Origin of the sequence: Sporosarcina sp. FSL K6-1540 (assembly GCF_038620285.1) — a bacterium.
GTDB classification, from domain to species: Bacteria; Bacillota; Bacilli; order Bacillales_A; family Planococcaceae; genus Sporosarcina; species Sporosarcina psychrophila.
In genome coordinates this window covers 1,103,086-1,124,098 of sequence record NZ_CP152018.1, presented here as the reverse complement: position 1 = coordinate 1,124,098, position 21,013 = coordinate 1,103,086, and the positions used below count along the sequence as shown (strand labels likewise).

Below are 21,013 nucleotides of genomic sequence, written 5' to 3'. Positions count from 1 at the left end.
TACTCTGGCAACAATGCAGAGTAGGAGGGGATAAAGATGTTAACAGACTACGAGATTATCAGAAAGAAAACTATAGTTCAAAAATTGGTGCCTTATATTGAATTTATTATCCTGCTTATCATTATTCAGGCCTTCATAGCGGTATTCTTAACGGCGACGGAAGAGGATGATGCTATCCGTTTCAGATTGCTTGCCCATTCAGATACGCCCGCAGATCAGCAGATTAAAATAGGGATTCAACGTGAAATTCAGCCGCTAATCGAAAATGCAGTTAATAAGTCATATTCGAAACGAGAGCTTGGGGATAACTTGGCGGCGCTCGAAAGCGAAATCCTTGAAATTGCTAACGCCATGTCAAACGGTGCTACTATTTCACTTGAACGAAAAGAAGCATTATTTCCACCGAAGCGGTCAGGTCTATTTATTAGCCCGCAAGCAACATATGATGCCTATATTTTGACAATTGGTAGTGGACGTGGGGATAACTGGTGGTGTGCAATGTTCCCGAAAATCTGTTTTCCGGATAAGAAAGAGGAAGAAGAGGAAAAAGTCACTTTTTTCGTCTGGGAGTGGATAAAAGGGCTATTCGCATAAAGTTACCAACAAAGTTTGTGGATAAAGTGATTAAAATGTGTATAAGTGGGGGATTAGCTCATGGAAACAAAAGTTTTTTCAGTGGATAACTTTATGGATAACGAAAGAAACTATAAACAGGCTGTGGATATTTTAAAAAGTGGGGGTGTCGTCGCGTTTCCTACGGAGACAGTATACGGTTTAGGCGCACTTGCAACTGATGAGTTAGCGGTACAAAAAATATTCGAAGCAAAAGGCAGACCTTCCGACAACCCACTCATCGTACATATTGGTAATAAAGGACAAGTCTTCAATTATGCGACGGATATTTCCGCAGATGCAGAAAAGCTGATGGATACGTTTTGGCCTGGTCCATTGACGCTTGTCTTTCACAAAATACCAGGCGTCATCGCCCCGAACGTAACACCCGGCGTTGAGACCGTGGGCGTACGGATGCCGGATCATCCGGTTGCATTAGGACTTCTACGCGCACTCGGTGAACCGCTTGCAGCACCGAGTGCTAATCAAAGCGGTAAACCGAGCCCAACTGAAGCGGCTCATGTACATAAAGATCTTGATGGGCTCATTCCACTCATTCTTGACGGGGGACAAACTGGTGTTGGCGTGGAGTCAACCGTATTGGATATGACGACCATTCCGCCCACTATTTTACGGCCAGGGGGGACAACGCAAGAAATGATTGAGAGCATCGTTGGTCCTGTAAATTCTGAAACAAAGTCGCCTGGTGAACAAGCACCACGTTCCCCAGGTATGAAGTATTTGCACTATGCACCGGAAGCTCCTCTTTATGTCATTAATTACGACGTGGATAAAATTTATGCAGCTATTGATAAGCTTCATGCTGAAGGCAAGAAGGTCGCGCTGATTGGGCCAGATGAATTGGGCGTTTCAGGCGCTGATTGGTACTTTGCAATTGGTGTGGCAGGTAATAATGAAGCAATGGCGACAAATTTATACGGAGCGCTCCGTAAGTGTGATTTGACGGAAGCGGATCTTATTCTAGCTGTTGAAACGGACTTGGCTGGAGTTGGCGCCGCTGTCATGAACAGATTAATGAAAGCGGCCGAAGGAAAACACTTTATGAACTGAAGCTAATACGAATGACCTCCTCAAATGCCGCATAAGATGAACCGATGCGGTATTCGGGGAGGTTTTATTTTGGCGGAATTATTTGCGGCTGGCATTACGACCTTAGATGTTTTAGTCATTTATTCATTCCTGCAAGTAAATAAAGGGAAACTTACGTTAGCGCTTTGGACGTCATTTCTTAATATGGCTTTCCCGTTCCTTGGATTCGTTACTGGGGAGTTATCCGCACATATATTTACAGTGTGGAGCAGTATATTATCAGGCGTAATGCTTGGGTTGATAGGTATACATATGTTGTTACAAAGTGATACACCGAGCTCTTCATCGAAACAAGTTTCTCCTTTTATCATTGCATTCGCCGTAAGTATCGACGCTTTTTCAGTGAGTGTTTCATTTGGTATGCTCCAAATGGATAAAGTTCTATTTATCGTGGCATCGGGAGCGTTTACTTTTATTTTTTCCTGTGCAGCGCTCTTATTAAAAGGACGTCTTGGCCTTAAAAATGGGAAAGCACTAAGACTAATTGCAGGATTCGCTTTAATAATAATAGGAGTATTGTCATGTTTTCGTTGAAATTTGATGTTTCTTTATTCGCAAAACTCGGCTATTCTAAAGAGAGAGGGTGAAAATAATGAATATATATTTGATTTGCACCGGAAACACGTGTAGAAGCCCGATGGCAGAGGCAATTCTTCGTTCCAGAGGGATTGAGAATGTGTCAGTTCGTTCAGCGGGTGTTCACGCACAAGATGGCTGGCCGATTTCTCTGAACGCGAAAACGCTTATCGAAGAAGCGGACATGCTTTACACGCCCGTTTCAAGAGCTGTTTCAAGTGAGGATTTGAAGTGGGCTGATGTTGTTTTAACAATGACAGAAGGGCACAAAGCAAATCTCATTTACTCTCACCCAGAAGTAAAATACAAAACATTTACACTAAAAGGATTTGTGAAACCGGATTCAACTGGAGATGTGTATGACCCGTACGGAGGCGATATCGATACATATCGGCATGTGTTCAATGAGTTGTCGGGAATTATCGATGTGCTTGAACAGAAATTGATGGAGGAATCGTGATGAGAGAAAAAAGGGGAAAAAAGTTTGGATTAAAGAGAAAGCTTATTCTATTTATAACAATACTTGCGATTGTCACTTACACAACGAGTGCCTTATTTATTAATGTCGTACAACCACAATTTTTTCCGAAATTTGAACCGTTCTGGTTTGCAGTGATGACATATGGAATGGGAATATTTTGGTCGGGCGTGTTAGCGGCACTCTTCAGTACGATTTTAACGAAACCATTACAAAATCTTGAGAAAGCGGCTAACAAAGTCGCAGATGGTGAAATCGGAACGGATATTGTACTGCCGAACTCGTCTGATGAAATCCGCTCAGTGGCAGAAGCGTTTCAGCATATGGTCCTTAATTTGCGTACGATAGTTGGGCAAATTGAGACGAATTATGAAAAGACGGCCACTACAGTTGATAGCTTATCTGCTGAAACCGGAGCCGCTGCGAGACAGGCGGATGCAGTAGCATCTACGATCAAGGAAATAGCCTCGGGCGCAGAGGAATCGGCGATCGCCATCCAAGAAACAGCGGAAGCGATTGAAGATGTTCGGTTATTGGCTGTTGAAGTGAGCAGCAGGGCTGAAGATTCGTCTGAACGCTCAAAAGAGATGCTTGAGGAACTTGTACGAACGACAGAGGTATTCCGTATGCTTGTCGATGGCATCCGAAATATGTCTTCACAAAGTGAACTATCACTTGGCACAATTAGGCAACTGGATCATAATGCACAAAAAATCGGTGAAATCGTCCAGCTTGTCGGTAACATTGCGGCACAGACAAATTTATTGGCGCTGAATGCATCCATCGAGGCGGCGCGTGCAGGTGAACATGGTAAAGGATTTGCGGTAGTTGCAGAAGAAGTGCGTGTACTCGCCGATGAAAGCGCCAAAGCAGTACAGGGAATTTCTAATCTTGTAGTAACTATTCAAACCGATGTTACAAAAGTCGTGAAGGAAATGGAAGAACAAGTGAAGACGGCGGCGACCGAAGCAGACCGTGCCAATGAAACGAGTGAAAATGTCGAAGCAATGGCGTCTAAAGTGAACGGCATGGCAGATTCCGTCGTAGAAATCACGAAATTTGTCGAACTTCAGCTGACAAATATAGAGACAACCGCACGCCAATCACAGGAAGTCGCAGCAATTGCGGAACAAACATCCGCTGGTGCGCTTGAAGTCGGAGCGGCAACAGAGGAACAAGTTCAATCAATTGAACAGGCAGATGCGATGGCGAGTGAACTGAAGAGCCAATCCGAAGATCTATATAATGTCATTAGCAAGTTCGACATAACGAAAAGCGGAAGCAGCCGTTAAGACGCGACAGGCATAAGGCGGAAAGGATGGCAGTCTAAGGTCGCGACGTCCAGTCGCATTATGGGGGATGAAGTTCAATCCCTCCCCACTGAATCCTGTAGGTTAAGGAGCTAGACAATAAGAAAATTCGATTTACAGCCCAATTTTCATTAGGGCTGTGTTTTTTTTGCCGAAAAATGATAGAATGAGTTGTGAGTATATTATGAAAAGAGGGATCCTGTGAAAATCGCGATTTCTTCAGACCATGGCGGAAACAATCTTCGTCAGGAAATTATCAAGTTATTAGCAGAGTTAGGATTGGAATTTGTAGATCTTGGTCCGGATTCGAATGAGGCAGTTGACTTTCCGGACTATGCGACACCCGTCGCAAATGGAGTAGCATCGGGAGATTTCGACCGAGGTATTCTTATTTGCGGAACAGGGATTGGCATGTCTATTGCAGCAAATAAAGTAAAAGGTATCCGCTGTGCGCTTGTTCATGACGTCTTCAGTGCGAAAGCCACAAGGCAGCATAACGACTCAAACATCCTTGCGATGGGAGAACGTGTCATCGGACCAGGTCATGCAAGGGAAGTAGTTGCAGCTTGGTTAAACACGCAATTCGAAGGCGGACGCCATGAGCGCCGCATCGGCAAGCTCATGGAACTGGAAAACTAAATTTAAAGGAAGGCAGTCTAAGTTCGCGACATCGTGTCGCAACGACTGCATGACCCACTTCGTGTGGGCCCAAGCGCCTGATTAGCCCCGAAAAGCGCTGGAAGTCTTGACGACAAAGGCGTCCTTTGCCTTTTCGGCAAGACTGAAGCGACCCGAGGGGCTAGGCGCTGGAGCTAGACACCATAAGAAGGCAGGTGGTATAAAGTGGACGCTTTGAATTTATGGAAGCTTCAACTCGAGCAACTTTTAGCGGAAATGGCTGAACAGACAGACCTTATACCGGGCACAATTTTCGTCATCGGCTGCTCGACCTCTGAAATTGCCGGTAAACGAATCGGCACTGGAGGGGCGCTTGAAATTGGAAAAGCGCTATACGACCCCTTAAAAGACTTTGCCAAAAAACATAAACTATTTCTTGCATTCCAAGGATGTGAACATATTAACAGGGCGCTGACAATTGAACGTCACGCGGCTGAAAAGTTCATGCTAGAGCCAGTTTCAGTCATTCCAATGATAGATGCGGGTGGTTCAATGTCGGCCTACGCCTATCAGCATATGAATGACCCTGTAGTTGTAGAGGAAATTCGCGCAAGTGCAGGCATCGATATTGGACAAACATTAATCGGCATGCATTTGAAACGGGTTGCTGTCCCTTTACGCACATCAATTGGGCAAATCGGCAATGCAGTTGTCACGGTCGCAACAACCAGACCGAAGTTAATAGGTGGAATTAGAGCAACATATTTAGAATAGCGGAAGCGGCCCGCATAGACGCGACAGGCGCAAGACGGAAAAGGAACGCTGCCTAATATCGCCACTTCCTGTGGCAACAAAGAGGGATGCAGTTCAATCCCTCTCCGCCGCATGACCCACTTCGTGTGGGCCTCCGAGCGTCTGGCCGCTGTAGACTGGACAAAAAAATAGATGATGAAGGGGAATGATAATATGGAATTGAACAAATTGGGCAACGTACAACGTGAAGATGAGGCAGTATACGAAGCGATTATGGCGGAGAAAAAGCGTCAACAGTCAAATATTGAACTAATTGCATCTGAAAACTTCGTAACAGAAGCAGTTATGGAAGCACAAGGTTCTTATTTAACGAACAAATACGCTGAGGGCTACCCTGGCAAACGCTATTACGGCGGTTGCGAACATGTCGACGTCGTTGAAAATATTGCACGTGACCGAGTGAAAGAAATCTTCGGCGCGGAATATGCAAACGTTCAGCCGCACTCTGGTGCACAAGCAAATATGGCTGTTTATTTTGCAGTACTTGAGCCTGGAGATACAGTTCTTGGTATGAATCTTTCGCACGGCGGTCACTTGACACACGGAAGCCCAGTTAACTTCTCAGGTAAATTGTATAACTTTGTTGATTACGGAGTGAGCAAGGAAGATGAGCTAATTGACTACGAAGATGTCCGTCAAAAAGCGCTTGAGCATAAGCCGAAAATGATCGTAGCGGGTGCGAGTGCCTATCCACGTGAAATTGATTTTGCTAAGTTCCGTGAAATTGCGGATGAAGTGGGCGCGTACCTATTCGTCGACATGGCGCATATCGCAGGGCTTGTAGCAGTCGGCGAACATCAAAACCCAGTTCCGCATGCACACTTCGTCACTTCGACAACGCATAAAACATTACGCGGACCTCGTGGTGGACTTATTCTTTCTACAGAGGAATTTGGTCGTAAACTTGACAAGTCAATCTTCCCAGGAGTTCAAGGTGGACCATTGATGCACGTTATAGCTGCAAAAGCGGTGGCATTTGGCGAAGCACAGAAACCGGAATTCAAAACGTATATCCAACAAGTGAAGAGCAATGCGAAAGCATTAGCTGAAGCGCTAATAGCTGAAGGTGTAGACATCGTATCAGGCGGAACAGATAACCATTTGGTTTTGCTTAACCTGCGTTCACTTGAAATCACGGGTAAAATTGCAGAGCACGCACTAGATGAAGTCGGCATCACTACGAACAAAAACACGATTCCATATGACACTGAAAGCCCGTTTGTTACTTCGGGAGTACGACTTGGAACACCAGCTGTTACAACACGTGGTTTCAAGGAAGAAGAAATGCGAGTAATCGCATCGATCATGGCGAAGGTTCTGAAAAATCATGAAGACGAAGCTGTGAAAAAAGAAGCTCAGCAACGTGTTACCGCATTGACGGACAAATTTCCGCTATATGCATAATATCTAAAGAAATAAGCCGCTATCAATATGGATGGCGGCTTATTTTTTCTTTCATTTGAAGGGGGGTTGAATGATGGGTAATCCTAGAAAAACACAGACTGAAAAAGCTGAAAAAGCAATATTGTTTAATTGGCTTCAACGTTTTGGAAGTCGTTTTCGAACAGGTTTCATTTTGACGGATCCATCTGTTTCAGACGATCCAGTTGTTTTTATCAATGAAGCATTTACAGAAATTACGGGCTACCCGTCCGAAGAAGTAATTGGGCAAAATTTGCGATTCATGCAAGGCGAAGAAACCGACATGGAGCTTATTGAGGAAATTAATAAGAAACTTCGCAAGGGAATGCCTGCGAATGCCGAGATCCTTCATTATAAAAAAGACGGTACTCCATTTTGGAATGAGCTTGTCATCCAGCCGCTCGTCGACGAAAAAGGGGAAGTTTTATTTACCTCTTCTTTCATTTTAGATGTGACGGAACGGAAAAAAGACGAATCCCTACTTCGATTACAAGAGGAGATTTTTTTAGGGATAAATACGGGAGCAGAACTCTCTGATTTATTACAAAAGATAGGAACCGTTGTCGAATCTTTCTTTCCAAAAGGGTCTGTATGTTCGATTCTTTTCAAAGAGCAAAATGATGGGTGGTACATTGGAGCAGCGGATTCAGTACCTGATCAATTGCTTGGAGAAATATTGGATAATGAGGCACTTGAAACCAGTTATATATCAGAAGATGTGATAGTCATGGAAAATAATCAAGAGAAAGTTCTACAAGGAGAAAAACCGGTAATTGATTTCCATTCGAACTGGTCGGTTCCGACATTTGACAGTGAAGATGAAATGGACGGACTCGTAACGGTGTTCGTGAAGAAAAACGGAAATCCAACAGAAACTCAAATTCAGTTTCTCAAAAAGATGGTCCCGATTGTCCAAATGACGAGAAAGCATTATACACAGCAGGCAGAGTATCGCAGGCTTGCTTTTACTGACCCGCAAACAGGATTGCCGAACCGTCATGCGTTTTTGAACCAACTTAAACATAATCTCTTAGATGGTCAAGGCCATTTTGTTGCGGTCATAGAACCAGGTGAATACGCAAAAATAGTTGACCTATATGGAAGAAATGCAGCCGATGAATTGTTTATCCAGCTGGGCAAACGAATCGAAAAAGCAGGGAAAAGAAACTCGAACTTTATCGGGCGTTTTTCAAGTGCATCACTCGTTATAACGGGTGAAAGCGGTGAAGGGAACTATCTTTTCGAATTAGGTACGATTGTTACGGAACCGTTCATTGTTGCGGGACAGGAACTGTTTATCACACTGAAAATCGGAATTTCATTTTCCGAAGGTGACAAAAAAAGTGAAGAGGAACTGCTGCGCCGGGCGGATATAGCTATGTCAGACGCGAAAAAGAAGCCTGGCAATGCGATGTCATTTTACAGGGATCTTCAAAACGAAGAAACAATCAAAGAAATGAAGATTGTCAATGAACTATCGAAAGCACTCAATGCACAGGAAATCGATGTCTACCTTCAGCCCAAAGTCGATTTGAAAGATGGAGCAATCATTGGCTTCGAAGCGCTTGCTCGCTGGTTTTCACCGGTGCTAGGCCCAGTTCCGCCGAATCTTTTCATCCCAGCCGCTGAAAATATGGGTAAAATCATTGAACTGGAAATAATTATATTATCAAAAGTAATGGAATGGCTGCGGAAACGTCAAAAGACAGGTGAAAAGATGTATCAGGTGGCCGTCAATATTTCTGTCCACCATTTCTTTGACCGGACTTTCGTCGAGAAGTTAATAAGGCTAGCTGATAACCATGACCTTTCACCCGAGTATATTATGTTGGAAATGACGGAGAGTATCGGACTCGTTGACATACAAAAGGCGAAATCGATTTTTCGTGCACTAAATGCGGCAGGCTTTGAAATATCCGTCGATGATTTTGGTGTCGGCTATTCTTCGCTCAGCTATTTGCCTCAATTACCTCTTTGCGAATTGAAGATTGATCGAAGTTTCATTAGTGAGCTTGATGAACCGGGCACGCTCGCAGTCGTCAGAACAATCATTCAACTGGCTGAAAACCTTAATTTGACAACAGTTGCAGAAGGAATCGAAGAGGAAAGACATATTGAAATTTTACGTAATCTAGGCTGTAAAGTGGGGCAGGGTTTCTACTATTATAAGCCAATGCCTTTGCAAGAAATTCAGCGATTGCTTGCCGAATAGTTAGACATTAAGTAGTCAGATGTCTAGCGTACCTGAACTGGAATATATCTGTTATAATGAACAGGACATTCTAATAAAGGGGCGAATATTAATGCCGAAAATACATGTTTTTGACCATCCACTTATCCAACATAAACTTACGTACATACGTGATATCGAGACAGGAACGAAAGAATTCCGTGAGCTTGTCGATGAAGTAGCGACACTTATGGCTTACGAAATCACGCGCGAACTTCCACTTAAGGAAGTGGAAGTTCAAACGCCGGTCTGTAAAGCTAAATCGAGCGTACTTGCAGGCAAGAAACTTGGAATCGTTCCAATCTTACGTGCAGGTATTGGTATGGTAGATGGAATTCTAAAATTAATTCCAGCAGCAAAAGTAGGACATATCGGCCTGTACCGTGACCCTGAAACGTTGCAACCCATCGAATATTACGTAAAACTACCTTCCGATGTATCGGAACGTGACTTCATTCTCGTCGATCCGATGCTTGCAACGGGCGGATCTGCAATTGCAGCGGTCGAATCGTTGAAGAGCCGCGGTGCGAAAAACATTAAGTTCATGTGTCTAATTGCTGCTCCAGAAGGTGTGAAAGCATTGACAGATGCACATCCTGATGTGGATATTTATATCGCTGCGATGGATGAAAAATTGGATGAAAAAGGCTACATCGTACCAGGACTTGGTGATGCTGGCGACCGTCTATTCGGAACAAAATGATTTGGAAGGCGTGAAGATATTGACAAAGAAATGGAAAGTGATGACGATTTTCGGTACAAGGCCGGAAGCTATTAAAATGGCTCCGCTTGTGTTGGAATTGCAAAAGCATTCGGACGACATCGAATCGATTGTGACGGTTACAGCGCAACATCGTGAAATGCTGGACCAAGTGCTTCACACATTCGGTATCACACCAGATTTTGATCTTAATATCATGAAAGATCGGCAAACACTTGTTGATGTTGCAACACGCGGACTCGAAGGGCTTGACCGTATCATGAAAGAAGCGCAACCCGATATCGTACTGGTCCACGGAGATACGTCGACGACTTTCATCGGTGGACTTGCAGCGTTTTACAACCGAGTTTCGGTTGGACATGTTGAAGCAGGGCTTCGTACGTGGGATAAATATTCACCGTACCCGGAAGAAATGAATCGACAGCTAACAGGCGTCATTGCTGATCTTCATTTTTCACCGACAGAACAATCGGCTAACAATTTGATAGCCGAAGGAAAATCGAAAGATCGCATCTATATCACGGGAAATACTGCGATTGATGCGCTTCAAACGACAGTGCGTGAAGAGTACTCACACCCTGTTCTCGATAAAATCGGAACGGACAGGCTTATATTACTAACTGCACATCGTCGTGAAAACCTTGGCGAACCAATGCGCAACATGTTCCGTGCTATAAACCGGTTACTTGTGAAACATGATGATATCCAAGTCATCTATCCTGTTCACATGAATCCGGCAGTGCGCGAAGTAGCTGATGAACTTCTTGGAGGCAACAACCGTATTCATCTGATCGAACCGCTTGAAGTTGTTGACTTCCACAATTTTGCAGCACGATCACACATTATCTTGACGGACTCAGGTGGTATCCAAGAAGAAGCGCCTTCACTTGGCAAACCGGTTATCGTCTTGCGCGATACAACCGAACGCCCGGAAGGTATTAAAGCGGGGACACTAAAACTGGCCGGCACGGATGAAGAAACAATCTTCACATTGACGGATGAACTTTTAACCAATGAAGCAGAATACAGCAGAATGGCAAAAGCGTCCAATCCATATGGTGACGGACACGCTTCTGAACGAATCGTTGAAGCGTTGAAAGAGTACTTATCTTCTATAGAATAACAAGTAGCACGACGACCGGATAAATCCGGTCGTATTTTTTTGGAATAGGGTCATGGAATTTCAAGAAAATAGGGAAAGTCCTAATGGAAAACCCAAAACCATTAATATTCATCGAACAACCTTCCAATTTTGTCGAATGTTTGACAATGTGAAGTCTTTGTGAAAAATTTCACTGTAATCAATTGACATCAAAATATGCCTATTGTATGCTTACAAAGGGTAAGAATGATAGGGTTTTCATATATGAAACGGCGACATAATGTGAATGTTAAGGCTGTGTTAGCATCCTATCGTTTTTTGACGGATGTGCAGAGGCTTAAATAGCATCATGCATTTGATTAAACGCAGCATCTGCCGAATTGCCTTCCATTCGACAATACTCGCACAACTTACAGGTTCCATCCTTTTCAGAGTCTTGCCAAGAATAGTGTAAGCGGCCTGCTTAGACTGGACAAATAACTGGCTGGACAGCGAAACGGGACCACCCCGCTTTTTCTTGTGATTTGCTTGCTACTAAGCCTTATCTCAATCGAAGTTGCAAGGCTCCATACAATTTGGAAATACGAATCAGGAGAATCACCTACATGCAAACATTGCAAGAAATTCATAGAAAGCAAAAGAAGGCTCTCTTTTTTTTGCTCGCATTGTTCGTTCTAGGGTGGGCATTAACTGATTTGAAGCCGATTTTCGCAGGATTAATTCTCGGATCTCTGTTCGGATTGTATAATTTTTGGATTCTTGTCCGTAGAATGGAGAGATTCGACAAGATTTTTACGGAGGGTAAGAAAAGAGCATCACTTGGAACGCTGATGCGTTTCGCATCCGGTGTGGCTGCGGCGGCAGTCGCGATTTCGCTGCCGGAACATTTTAACCTGGTTAGTTCGGTTATCGGGCTTATGATTCCTTACATCCTGCTATTGGCTGATGGGATTATATTCCGTACAAAAAACCATTAAAGCTTTTTCGAAGAAAAGAGCTTACATCGATTTTTGCTTTTTCGAAGAAATGAGCTAACATCGAACTTTTCTGTTTCTCAGAAAATGCTTAAACCGATTGTGAAAGGGAGGTGAACGAAACGTGACCCACGAAAATCCGACGAGAGTGTGGCTCGGATTGACATTTAACTTGTCAAACGTCCTTATGCTTTTCATCACGTGCCTGATTGTATTCCTTATCGCATTCATTGCAACACGTAAAATGCAACTGAAACCTACGGGTATGCAGAACTTTATGGAATGGATCATGGATTTCGTAAAAGGTATTATTAAGAACAATATGGACTGGAAAACAGGCGGGCGCTTCCATGTACTTGGAATAACGCTATTAATGTTTGTTTTCGTAGCCAACGTAATCGGACTTCCATTCTCTATTCAAGTGAATCACGTGCTGTGGTGGAAATCACCAACGGCAGATCCAACAGTCACATTGACACTTGCTGCAATGGTCGTTGTTTTATCGCATTACTACGGTATCAAATTATTGGGCCTCAAAGAATATGGGAAAGGTTATTTAAAACCAATGCCATTTATGGCCCCATTGAAAGTAATTGAGGAGTTTGCAAACACGCTGACACTTGGTCTGCGTCTTTACGGTAACATCTATGCAGGTGAGGTCCTACTTGGTCTTCTTGCAACACTTGGAGCAGGAAGTGTCTACGGCTTTGTCGGCGCCCTGGTTCCAGCACTCGCTTGGCAAGGGTTCTCGATCTTTATCGGAGCAATCCAGGCATTCATCTTTGTTATGTTATCGATGGTCTATATGGCGCATAAAGTCAAAACAGACCATTAAACATATACTGCCCGTTTAACGGGTGAACAAACAAAAAAACTCGAAAATATTAGGAGGAAATTATACTATGGGTTTATTAGCAGCTGCAATCGCAATCGGTCTTGGTGCACTTGGTGCAGGTATCGGTAACGGTCTTATCGTTTCAAAAACAGTTGAAGGGATCGCTCGTCAACCAGAAGCACGTGGCGTTCTTCAATCAACAATGTTCATCGGTGTTGCACTAGTTGAGGCGATTCCTATTATCGCAGTAGTAGTAGCGTTCATCGTTATGAACAAATAATAATTACCAACAGTAACAAAATGGCGAAGAGCGCACTACAAAGTCCTTCGCCATTCCTTTATGGAGAAAAATGTGTAACACAACTTACGAAATAATGAACAACTAACTATATTCGATGAATTATAAGCTCTTGAAGGGAGTGAAACAATCGTGTTTTTGGATACCTTCGTCCTATTGGCAGCAGATGTAGCCGATCCAGGATTCTTAGCAAAACTGAACGACAGAATAAACCTTGGTGATATAATTGTCACACTTTCGTTTTTCACGATTCTCATGCTTCTTCTGAAGAAGTTTGCTTGGGGCCCACTTATGGGTGTCATGGATCAACGTGCTGAGTTGATTGCAAATGAAATCGAATCGGCTGAAAAGAGCCGTGCAGAATCACAAAAGATTCTTGAAGAACAGCGTAACCTTTTGAATGAAGCGCGTAATAACGCTCAGGCGATTGTTGAAAATGCCCGTAAGCAAGGCGAAACTCAACGTACAGAAATCATCACAGCTGCTCGTTCAGAAGTGGGTCGTATGAAAGAAGAAGCAACTCTTGAAATTGCATCTGAAAAAGACAAAGCGATCGCGGCAGTTCGCGGAGAATTCGTATCTCTTTCTATCCTTGCAGCATCTAAAGTGCTCGGTAAAGAAATTTCCGAGGAAGATAATCGTGCATTGATTGAAGAAACGATTGCGAAGGCAGGCGAAGGGCGATGAGCCAATCGGTTGTAGCAAAACGCTATGCACAAGCATTGTTTGAACTAGCACAAACAAACGGACAAACTGGCGCAATTCAAGAAGATCTTCTTGAATTGAAAAAAGTTTTCCAAACAAATCCAGAGCTCGGTCAATTACTTCAATCACCGAGATTAAAATCAGCAAAAAAGAAAGAGCTTATGGCAGATTCATTCAAAGGCGCGAATCAGCTCATTTTGAATACTTTGTTCCTAATGCTCGATAAAAAACGCATAGACGAGGTTGTAAACCTTGTTAACGAGTTTATCTCTTATGCGAATGATGCAGCAGGCATCGCTGACGCGAAAGTGTATTCTACACGTCTGCTTACAGTTGATGAAAGCCAAGCTATCTCTACTGCATTCGCCAAAAAGATTGGTAAAACAGCATTGCGAATTGAAAACATCATCGATCCGAGCTTACTTGGAGGCATCCGTCTTCAAATTGGTAACATTATCTACGACAGCAGCGTAAGCGCGAAGCTTGAGCGACTGGAACGGGATCTTATCGGTTCATAAATCTGAAATTTGAGGGGTGACATGCATGAGCATCAAAGCTGAGGAAATCAGTGTTCTCATAAAACAGCAGATTGAAAATTATCAATCTGAGATGAAAGTGAGCGAAGTCGGTACAGTTATCGCAATTGGTGACGGTATCGCACGTGCTCATGGCCTCGACAACGTCATGGCTGGGGAACTTTTAGAGTTCTCAACTGGCGTCATGGGTCTGGCTCAAAACTTGGAAGCGAACAACGTTGGTATCGTTATCCTAGGGCCTTACACAGACATCAAAGAAGGCGATGAAGTACGTCGAACAGGCCGTATTATGGAAGTTCCAGTTGGAAAAGAATTAATCGGACGCGTTGTAAATCCACTTGGGCAACCAGTTGATGGATTAGGTCCGATCAATACGACAAAAACACGTCCAATCGAAAGCCCAGCACAAGGGGTTATGGCGCGTAAATCCGTTCATGAACCACTACAAACGGGTATTAAAGCGATTGATGCACTTGTACCAATCGGCCGCGGACAGCGTGAATTGATCATCGGTGACCGTCAAACAGGTAAAACGACAGTTGCAATCGATACAATTCTGAACCAAGCTGACCAAGATATGATTTGTATTTATGTAGCAATTGGACAAAAGGAATCAACAGTTCGTGGTGTTGTTGAAACACTTCGTAAAAACGGCGCACTTGATTACACAATCGTTGTTACGGCGTCTGCTTCACAACCATCACCATTACTATACCTTGCACCATACACAGGAATAACAATGGCTGAAGAATTCATGTTCGATGGTAAGCACGTTCTAATCGTTTATGATGATCTATCTAAACAAGCAGCGGCATACCGTGAACTTTCTTTACTACTTCGTCGTCCTCCAGGCCGTGAAGCTTATCCTGGTGATGTTTTCTATCTTCACTCTCGTTTACTTGAACGCGCAGCGAAGTTGAATGACACACTTGGTGCAGGTTCTATCACGGCATTACCATTCGTTGAAACACAAGCTGGAGATATCTCTGCTTATATTCCAACGAACGTAATTTCTATCACTGATGGACAAATTTTCCTTCAATCTGACCTATTCTTCTCGGGTGTACGTCCAGCGATTAACGCCGGTCTTTCAGTTTCCCGTGTTGGTGGATCAGCGCAAATCAAAGCAATGAAAAAAGTTGCGGGTACACTACGTCTTGACCTTGCGGCATACCGTGAGCTTGAAGCGTTCTCACAATTCGGCTCAAACCTTGATTCTGCAACTCAAGCGAAACTGGATCGCGGAGCGCGTACAGTTGAAATCTTGAAGCAAGACTTGAATAAACCGTTTAAAGTTGAGCAACAAGTTATGGTTCTTTACGCATTGACACGTGGATTCCTTGACGATATCGCTGTCAAAGATATTCTTCGTTTCGAAAGCGAACTTTTAAGCTGGCTTGAAACTAACCACACTGACGTTTTAGATCATATTCGTACGACGAAAGACCTTCCAGCTGATGAATTGATGGCAACAGCACTCAACGCATTCAAGAAGATTTTCGCACGTTCTGAATAATTCTAGTTGGAATCAAATTTGACGTTCTTCGTCAAAGTGACCAAAAAAAACAAAAGGTGGTGAGAATTGCCAATGGCATCTTTACGCGACATAGAAAACCGTATTAAATCGACGAAAAAGACAAGTCAGATTACGAAAGCAATGCAAATGGTCTCTGCTTCTAAATTAAGCCGTGCCGAGCTGAATGCGAAAGCGTTCATCCCATACATGGAAAAAATTCAAGAAGTTGTAGGTTCAATCGCAGCTGGAACAAGTGACTTGAGTCACCCGATGATGATATCTAGACCTGTTAAAAAGACAGGTTATATCGTGATTACATCTGACCGTGGACTTGTAGGGGGTTACAATGCTAACATCCTACGTATAGCAAAACGTGCGATTGAAACACGCCACACTTCGAAAGAAGAAGTGAGCATCATTTCAATCGGACAAAAAGGCCACGACTATTTCGAAAGACTAGGTTTCAACATAGCTGAAAGTAAGATCGGTCTATCTGACCATCCTTCTTTCGACGAAATAAAAGATATCGCGAAGCGTGCTGTTGGCATGTTCACAGAAGGCGAGTATGACGAAGTGTACTTGTATTACAACCACTTCGTTTCCGCCATCGCAAGTGAAGTGACGGAAAAGAAATTGCTTCCGCTCACTGACATCACATCGACTGCCGCTACTACTTCATATGAGTTTGAGCCTTCAGGCGAAGCAATTCTTGAAGTGCTTCTGCCGCAATACGCGGAAAGCCTTATTTATGGAGCTGTAATTGACGGAAAAGCGAGTGAACATGCTTCCAGTATGACAGCGATGAAAACTGCTACTGATAATGCAGCTGATTTGATAGATTCTTTAACACTTTCATTCAACCGTGCACGACAAGCTGCGATCACGCAACAAATTACGGAGATCGTTGGCGGCGTCGCAGCTCTTGAATAAGAGTGGGCACTGTACGGCAAAGAGTAAGACAGGAGGGAAAAAGTATGAATAAAGGACATGTTCTTCAAGTAATGGGTCCGGTTGTTGACGTTAAGTTTGAAGACGGACAACTTCCATCTATTTATAACGCATTGAAGGTCCAAATTGAACGTCCAAACGCTGAGCCTGAAACGTTGACACTTGAAGTCGCGCTACACCTCGGGGATGATTCTGTACGTACTATTGCGATGTCTTCAACAGATGGTCTACAACGTGGTACTGTAGTTGATGATATGGGTTCTTCGATTACTGTCCCAGTTGGTGACATTACACTAGGACGCGTATTTAACGTACTTGGAGAGATTATTGACCTTGGTGAGGAAATCCCGGCTTCAGAACGCCGCGACCCGATTCACCGTTTAGCTCCAGTATTCGAAGAACTTTCAACTGAAGTTGAAATTCTTGAAACAGGTATTAAAGTTGTTGACATGCTTGCTCCATACATTAAAGGCGGTAAAATCGGCCTCTTCGGTGGTGCTGGTGTAGGTAAAACAGTTCTAATACAAGAATTGATCAATAACATCGCTCAAGAACACGGTGGTATTTCCGTATTCGCAGGCGTTGGAGAACGTACTCGTGAAGGTAATGACTTGTTCTACGAAATGACAGATTCCGGCGTTATTAAGAAAACGGCAATGGTATTCGGTCAAATGAATGAGCCACCTGGTGCACGTATGCGTGTTGCATTAACTGGTCTTACAATGGCAGAACATTTCCGTGACGTACAAGGCGCGAACGTGCTTCTGTTCATCGATAATATTTTCCGCTTCACACAAGCGGGTTCTGAAGTTTCAGCACTACTTGGCCGTATGCCATCAGCAGTTGGTTACCAACCGACACTGGCAACGGAAATGGGTATGCTTCAAGAACGTATTACATCGACAAACTTAGGTTCTGTTACGTCTATCCAAGCAATTTATGTACCAGCGGATGACTATACTGACCCGGCTCCTGCTACGACGTTTGCTCACCTTGACGCAACGACGAACCTTGAGCGTAAACTTTCTGAAATGGGTATTTACCCTGCGGTTGACCCACTTGCTTCGACTTCACGTGCATTAAGCCCGGAAATCGTTGGCGAAGAGCATTACAACATTGCACGTCAAGTTCAACAAACGCTTCAGCGTTACCGTGAACTTCAAGATATCATCGCAATACTAGGTATGGATGAACTTGGAGAAGAAGATAAGCAGTTAGTTGGACGCGCACGTCGTGTTCAAAACTTCCTGTCACAAAACTTCCACGTTGCTGAGCAGTTCACAGGACAAAAAGGATCTTACGTACAGGTTTCCGAAACAATTAAAGGCTTCAGCGAAATTCTTGCAGGTAAGTACGATCACCTTCCAGAAGACGCATTCCGACTTGTTGGAACGATTGAAGACGTAATTGCTAAAGCTAAAGGTATGGGTGTTGAAGTTTAATTCAATTCAGCAGGATTCTAACCCCTTCTGAATTGAATTATAGCCTCAGGCGGATGTCACAGATTTTTATTGGGCTTACTCGATAAAAAACTGGGTGTAAATACACCGAGGCGTACTTGATTAGAAGGGACCAGGAGGGAAAAAAATGAAGACAATTAAAGTCAATATCGTCACTCCCGACGGCCCTGTTGTTGAAACTGAAGCGAACATGATCATCGCAGTTACCGAAACAGGTGAAATCGGGATCCTTCCCGGCCACATCGCGATGGTCGCACCGCTTCAAATCGGTGGGCTTCGCCTGCAGAAGGATGATTCGACGGAACAAATTGCCGTTCATGGCGGTTTCATCGAAGTCCGTCCGGATGTTGTCACTGTTTTAGCACAAAGTGCAGAACTGGCTTCTTCTATTGATATCGACCGTGCTAAAAAAGCGGCGAAACTAGCAGAAGAGACACTTCAGGCAAAAAAAGAAGGCAGAGAACACGAATTAGCGGCACTGGATTTAGAACGTGCCCTCAATCGTATCAATGTCTACGAAACAAGAAAAAAATGAGTTGTTGATGTGGGCGGACAGGGGAAAAAATTCTTCTGTTCGCCTTTTCAATGTAGTCATACCAAATCTTCAATTCTAGCTTAATGAACAAGGGAGGGCTTCAAATGGGCGACATAATTGCATTTCAACCACTTTTGGCCATCGTATCGCATACTTTTTTTATAGCCATCTCATTTTATGCACTACAGGCAATCATGCCAGAAAAAATTATTAAAAAGAACCGTGTCTTCCAAGCACAATTATTGTTCATTTTACTCAGTATTTTAATGGGTTGGGCAGTATCGAATTTCTTTTTAGAGCTATCCTATTGGTCAGGAAGACTTCCATTTATGTTTGGCTAAAGTTTCAATTTCGATTCAATATATGTACTTTTTATACGATGAGTTGATAAGATACATGTAGTCGCCGCGTATACGAAAAAGCCGTAGATGTCTCCGTAAGAATACTACTATGACTTGATAAAGAAATTCGTATTCGGGGCGATGACATGAAATTCATCACTTTGTGTTAATGTAAGGTTTGTTATTACTTAATACGGGGAACTTAAGTGACAAGCGGAGAGCTATTATGACACAAAACGGCAAAAGTGCACATAGTATAAACTACTTGGCGCTTAGACCGAAAAATAGACCAGACGTTACTTGTTTAATAAGCAAGGGCACTGTAGAATAGTATATGTTTTGATGATGAATTTTTTGCGAAAATAATATATAACTACAACATGTTTGGCTACAACTTAGGAGTCGGAGGGACTTGTTTTGGATAAAATAATTATCAACGGTGGACGTGTACTTAAAGGAAACGTTCGAGTCGAGGGCGCTAAAAACGCAGTATTACCGATACTTGCGGCTGCACTTCTTGCATCAGAGGGTGTAAACGTAATACGTGACGTCCCAAATCTATCAGACGTTGGGACAATAAATCAAGTACTGAAAAGTTTAAATGCGAATGTGGATTATACACCTGAATTAAATGAAGTCATTATCGATTCTTCGGGTACGCTTTCAAGTGAAGCACAGTTCGAATATGTACGGAAAATGCGTGCATCTATTCTTGTCATGGGCCCACTACTTGCGCGTAATGGCTTTGCACGCGTTGCAATGCCTGGTGGTTGTGCAATTGGATCTCGACCAATTGACCAACATTTAAAAGGCTTTGAAGCGATGGGAGCAGAAATTACATTTGGCCACGGGCACGTTGAAGCGAAAGCGGAAAACGGTTTGAAAGGCGCTAAAATTTATCTCGATTTCCCAAGTGTCGGTGCAACTGAAAATATCATGACTGCAGCGGCATTGGCTAAAGGAACGACAATCATTGAAAACGCGGCGAAGGAACCTGAAATTGTAGACCTTGCCAACTTTATTAATGAAATGGGCGGTAAAGTTGTTGGAGCTGGTACGGATAATATCCGAATCGAAGGCGTCAATAAATTACATGGCACAATTCATCATATTATACCTGATCGTATCGAAACAGGTACATTCATGGTAGCAGCTGCAATTACAGGTGGCGATGTCATCATTGAAAATGCCGTACCTGAGCATAATGCTGCACTTATTTCGAAAATGGGCGAAATGGGCGTCGTAATTACGGAATTAGATGAAGGAGTTCGCGTTACTGCACAACTGCCTTTGAAATCCGTAGATTTGAAAACAATGCCACATCCAGGTTTCCCAACAGATATGCAGTCCCAAATGATGGCGCTTATGCTAACGTCGACGGGTACTGGTATCATAACTGAAACAGTTTTTGAAAATCGTTTCATGCATGTTGAAGAATTCCGCCGCATGAATGCTTCTATTAAAATCGAAGGCAGATCGGTTATTATTACAGGACCATCTGAACTTCAAGGCGCTGAAGTGGCGGCTACGGATCTTCGTGCAGCTGCAGCCCTTATTCTTGGAGGACTTGTAGCAGAAGGCGTTACTCGTGTTACTGAACTGGAGCATCTTGACCGCGGATATGTGAATTTCCATGGTAAACTTGCTGCACTTGGAGCGGATATCGTCCGTGTTTCACCGGAAATGCAAACGGAAAAATCAGCACAACTCGTTTAATCAAATTCAATACGTATTTGGAAAAGGCTGTAGAGCATTGACTGCGGCCTTTTTCGCATTTCATTTTATGTAATTATACGGGCAGGATGTTCTGCACGTAGACTGCCTACGTTTGTAATGATACTCTGCACTTTCGCTCACCTCTAGACTACGCTCG

Annotated in this window: 22 protein-coding genes; all 22 read left to right on the top strand. The window is 43.4% G+C overall.

Translation table 11 applies throughout. The features are described 5' to 3' along the window. Positions 1 to 36: 36 nt before the first annotated feature. Complete coding sequence (locus MKY15_RS04935; protein WP_187045922.1) at positions 37 to 594, top strand: stage II sporulation protein R; 558 nt, start codon at positions 37 to 39, stop codon at positions 592 to 594. A 60-nt stretch (positions 595 to 654) separates the two neighbouring features. Next, positions 655 to 1,683 (top strand): L-threonylcarbamoyladenylate synthase, encoded by a 1,029-nt coding sequence (locus MKY15_RS04930; RefSeq protein WP_340740894.1) that lies wholly within the window; start codon positions 655 to 657, stop codon positions 1,681 to 1,683. A gap of 69 nt (positions 1,684 to 1,752) precedes the next feature. Then, positions 1,753 to 2,256 carry a manganese efflux pump gene (locus MKY15_RS04925; protein ID WP_338654949.1) on the top strand — a complete coding sequence of 168 codons (504 nt, stop codon included), beginning with the start codon at positions 1,753 to 1,755 and terminating at the stop codon, positions 2,254 to 2,256. 58 nt (positions 2,257 to 2,314) lie between these two features. Next, the gene (locus MKY15_RS04920; protein WP_187045919.1) at positions 2,315 to 2,758 is read left to right on the top strand and encodes a low molecular weight protein arginine phosphatase; all 444 of its coding nucleotides are present in this window, start codon (positions 2,315 to 2,317) and stop codon (positions 2,756 to 2,758) included. Continuing rightward, positions 2,758 to 4,068 (top strand): methyl-accepting chemotaxis protein, encoded by a 1,311-nt coding sequence (locus MKY15_RS04915; protein ID WP_342539174.1) that lies wholly within the window; start codon positions 2,758 to 2,760, stop codon positions 4,066 to 4,068. The genes MKY15_RS04920 and MKY15_RS04915 overlap by 1 nt, the downstream gene beginning before the upstream one ends. Positions 4,069 to 4,287: 219 nt before the next feature. Beyond that, the gene (rpiB, locus tag MKY15_RS04910; RefSeq protein ID WP_067213140.1) at positions 4,288 to 4,725 is read left to right on the top strand and encodes a ribose 5-phosphate isomerase B; all 438 of its coding nucleotides are present in this window, start codon (positions 4,288 to 4,290) and stop codon (positions 4,723 to 4,725) included. Positions 4,726 to 4,980: 255 nt separating this feature from the next. Then, positions 4,981 to 5,478 (top strand): TIGR01440 family protein, encoded by a 498-nt coding sequence (locus MKY15_RS04905; RefSeq protein WP_255428720.1) that lies wholly within the window; start codon positions 4,981 to 4,983, stop codon positions 5,476 to 5,478. A 192-nt stretch (positions 5,479 to 5,670) separates the two neighbouring features. Further along, complete coding sequence (gene glyA / locus MKY15_RS04900; RefSeq protein WP_342539173.1) at positions 5,671 to 6,921, top strand: serine hydroxymethyltransferase; 1,251 nt, start codon at positions 5,671 to 5,673, stop codon at positions 6,919 to 6,921. Between the two features lie 73 nt (positions 6,922 to 6,994). Continuing rightward, positions 6,995 to 9,151, top strand: coding sequence for an EAL domain-containing protein (locus MKY15_RS04895; RefSeq protein WP_342539172.1), 2,157 nt, complete (start codon positions 6,995 to 6,997; stop codon positions 9,149 to 9,151). Positions 9,152 to 9,242: 91 nt separating this feature from the next. Continuing rightward, the gene (upp, locus tag MKY15_RS04890; RefSeq protein WP_067213129.1) at positions 9,243 to 9,872 is read left to right on the top strand and encodes a uracil phosphoribosyltransferase; all 630 of its coding nucleotides are present in this window, start codon (positions 9,243 to 9,245) and stop codon (positions 9,870 to 9,872) included. A gap of 19 nt (positions 9,873 to 9,891) precedes the next feature. Continuing rightward, a complete protein-coding gene (gene wecB / locus MKY15_RS04885) occupies positions 9,892 to 11,013 on the top strand; it encodes a UDP-N-acetylglucosamine 2-epimerase (non-hydrolyzing) (RefSeq protein WP_067214075.1) in 1,122 nt (373 codons plus the stop codon). A 584-nt stretch (positions 11,014 to 11,597) separates the two neighbouring features. Continuing rightward, positions 11,598 to 11,969 (top strand): ATP synthase subunit I, encoded by a 372-nt coding sequence (locus MKY15_RS04880; protein ID WP_067213126.1) that lies wholly within the window; start codon positions 11,598 to 11,600, stop codon positions 11,967 to 11,969. A 121-nt stretch (positions 11,970 to 12,090) separates the two neighbouring features. After that, positions 12,091 to 12,801: a F0F1 ATP synthase subunit A gene (atpB, locus tag MKY15_RS04875; RefSeq protein ID WP_067213124.1), complete on the top strand. Its 711-nt coding sequence runs from the start codon at positions 12,091 to 12,093 to the stop codon at positions 12,799 to 12,801. Between the two features lie 67 nt (positions 12,802 to 12,868). Continuing rightward, positions 12,869 to 13,081, top strand: coding sequence for a F0F1 ATP synthase subunit C (atpE, locus tag MKY15_RS04870; protein WP_067213121.1), 213 nt, complete (start codon positions 12,869 to 12,871; stop codon positions 13,079 to 13,081). A gap of 174 nt (positions 13,082 to 13,255) precedes the next feature. Then, complete coding sequence (gene atpF / locus MKY15_RS04865) at positions 13,256 to 13,786, top strand: F0F1 ATP synthase subunit B (protein ID WP_231885853.1); 531 nt, start codon at positions 13,256 to 13,258, stop codon at positions 13,784 to 13,786. Continuing rightward, positions 13,783 to 14,322, top strand: a complete 540-nt coding sequence (locus MKY15_RS04860; protein WP_067213118.1) for a F0F1 ATP synthase subunit delta — start codon at positions 13,783 to 13,785, stop codon at positions 14,320 to 14,322. Before atpF ends, MKY15_RS04860 begins: the two co-directional genes overlap by 4 nt. Positions 14,323 to 14,347: 25 nt before the next feature. Then, complete coding sequence (gene atpA, locus MKY15_RS04855) at positions 14,348 to 15,856, top strand: F0F1 ATP synthase subunit alpha (RefSeq protein WP_067213115.1); 1,509 nt, start codon at positions 14,348 to 14,350, stop codon at positions 15,854 to 15,856. A 72-nt stretch (positions 15,857 to 15,928) separates the two neighbouring features. Then, positions 15,929 to 16,786: an ATP synthase F1 subunit gamma gene (gene atpG / locus MKY15_RS04850; protein ID WP_067213113.1), complete on the top strand. Its 858-nt coding sequence runs from the start codon at positions 15,929 to 15,931 to the stop codon at positions 16,784 to 16,786. Positions 16,787 to 16,830: 44 nt separating this feature from the next. Then, the gene (gene atpD, locus MKY15_RS04845; protein WP_067213110.1) at positions 16,831 to 18,246 is read left to right on the top strand and encodes a F0F1 ATP synthase subunit beta; all 1,416 of its coding nucleotides are present in this window, start codon (positions 16,831 to 16,833) and stop codon (positions 18,244 to 18,246) included. Between the two features lie 145 nt (positions 18,247 to 18,391). Beyond that, positions 18,392 to 18,799, top strand: coding sequence for a F0F1 ATP synthase subunit epsilon (locus MKY15_RS04840; RefSeq protein WP_067213107.1), 408 nt, complete (start codon positions 18,392 to 18,394; stop codon positions 18,797 to 18,799). Between the two features lie 104 nt (positions 18,800 to 18,903). After that, the gene (locus MKY15_RS04835) at positions 18,904 to 19,140 is read left to right on the top strand and encodes a DUF1146 family protein (protein ID WP_067213105.1); all 237 of its coding nucleotides are present in this window, start codon (positions 18,904 to 18,906) and stop codon (positions 19,138 to 19,140) included. Positions 19,141 to 19,557: 417 nt separating this feature from the next. Then, a complete protein-coding gene (gene murA, locus MKY15_RS04830; RefSeq protein WP_067213102.1) occupies positions 19,558 to 20,856 on the top strand; it encodes a UDP-N-acetylglucosamine 1-carboxyvinyltransferase in 1,299 nt (432 codons plus the stop codon). Positions 20,857 to 21,013 lie beyond the last annotated feature (157 nt).

Excerpts from the sequence above, each read along its gene's own strand:
- MKY15_RS04895 (WP_342539172.1), top strand. The coding sequence starts at position 6,995 with ATGGGTAATCCTAGAAAAACACAGACTGAAAAAGCTGAAAAAGCAATA.
- MKY15_RS04930 (WP_340740894.1), top strand. The coding sequence starts at position 655 with ATGGAAACAAAAGTTTTTTCAGTGGATAACTTTATGGATAACGAAAGA.
- MKY15_RS04935 (WP_187045922.1), top strand. The coding sequence starts at position 37 with ATGTTAACAGACTACGAGATTATCAGAAAGAAAACTATAGTTCAAAAA.
- atpE (WP_067213121.1), top strand. The coding sequence starts at position 12,869 with ATGGGTTTATTAGCAGCTGCAATCGCAATCGGTCTTGGTGCACTTGGT.
- atpG (WP_067213113.1), top strand. The coding sequence starts at position 15,929 with ATGGCATCTTTACGCGACATAGAAAACCGTATTAAATCGACGAAAAAG.
- upp (WP_067213129.1), top strand. The coding sequence starts at position 9,243 with ATGCCGAAAATACATGTTTTTGACCATCCACTTATCCAACATAAACTT.
- MKY15_RS04860 (WP_067213118.1), top strand. The coding sequence starts at position 13,783 with ATGAGCCAATCGGTTGTAGCAAAACGCTATGCACAAGCATTGTTTGAA.
- MKY15_RS04905 (WP_255428720.1), top strand. The coding sequence starts at position 4,981 with ATGGCTGAACAGACAGACCTTATACCGGGCACAATTTTCGTCATCGGC.
- MKY15_RS04880 (WP_067213126.1), top strand. The coding sequence starts at position 11,598 with ATGCAAACATTGCAAGAAATTCATAGAAAGCAAAAGAAGGCTCTCTTT.
- atpD (WP_067213110.1), top strand. The coding sequence starts at position 16,831 with ATGAATAAAGGACATGTTCTTCAAGTAATGGGTCCGGTTGTTGACGTT.
- glyA (WP_342539173.1), top strand. The coding sequence starts at position 5,671 with ATGGAATTGAACAAATTGGGCAACGTACAACGTGAAGATGAGGCAGTA.
- MKY15_RS04920 (WP_187045919.1), top strand. The coding sequence starts at position 2,315 with ATGAATATATATTTGATTTGCACCGGAAACACGTGTAGAAGCCCGATG.
- atpA (WP_067213115.1), top strand. The coding sequence starts at position 14,348 with ATGAGCATCAAAGCTGAGGAAATCAGTGTTCTCATAAAACAGCAGATT.
- MKY15_RS04915 (WP_342539174.1), top strand. The coding sequence starts at position 2,758 with ATGAGAGAAAAAAGGGGAAAAAAGTTTGGATTAAAGAGAAAGCTTATT.
- MKY15_RS04840 (WP_067213107.1), top strand. The coding sequence starts at position 18,392 with ATGAAGACAATTAAAGTCAATATCGTCACTCCCGACGGCCCTGTTGTT.
- MKY15_RS04835 (WP_067213105.1), top strand. The coding sequence starts at position 18,904 with ATGGGCGACATAATTGCATTTCAACCACTTTTGGCCATCGTATCGCAT.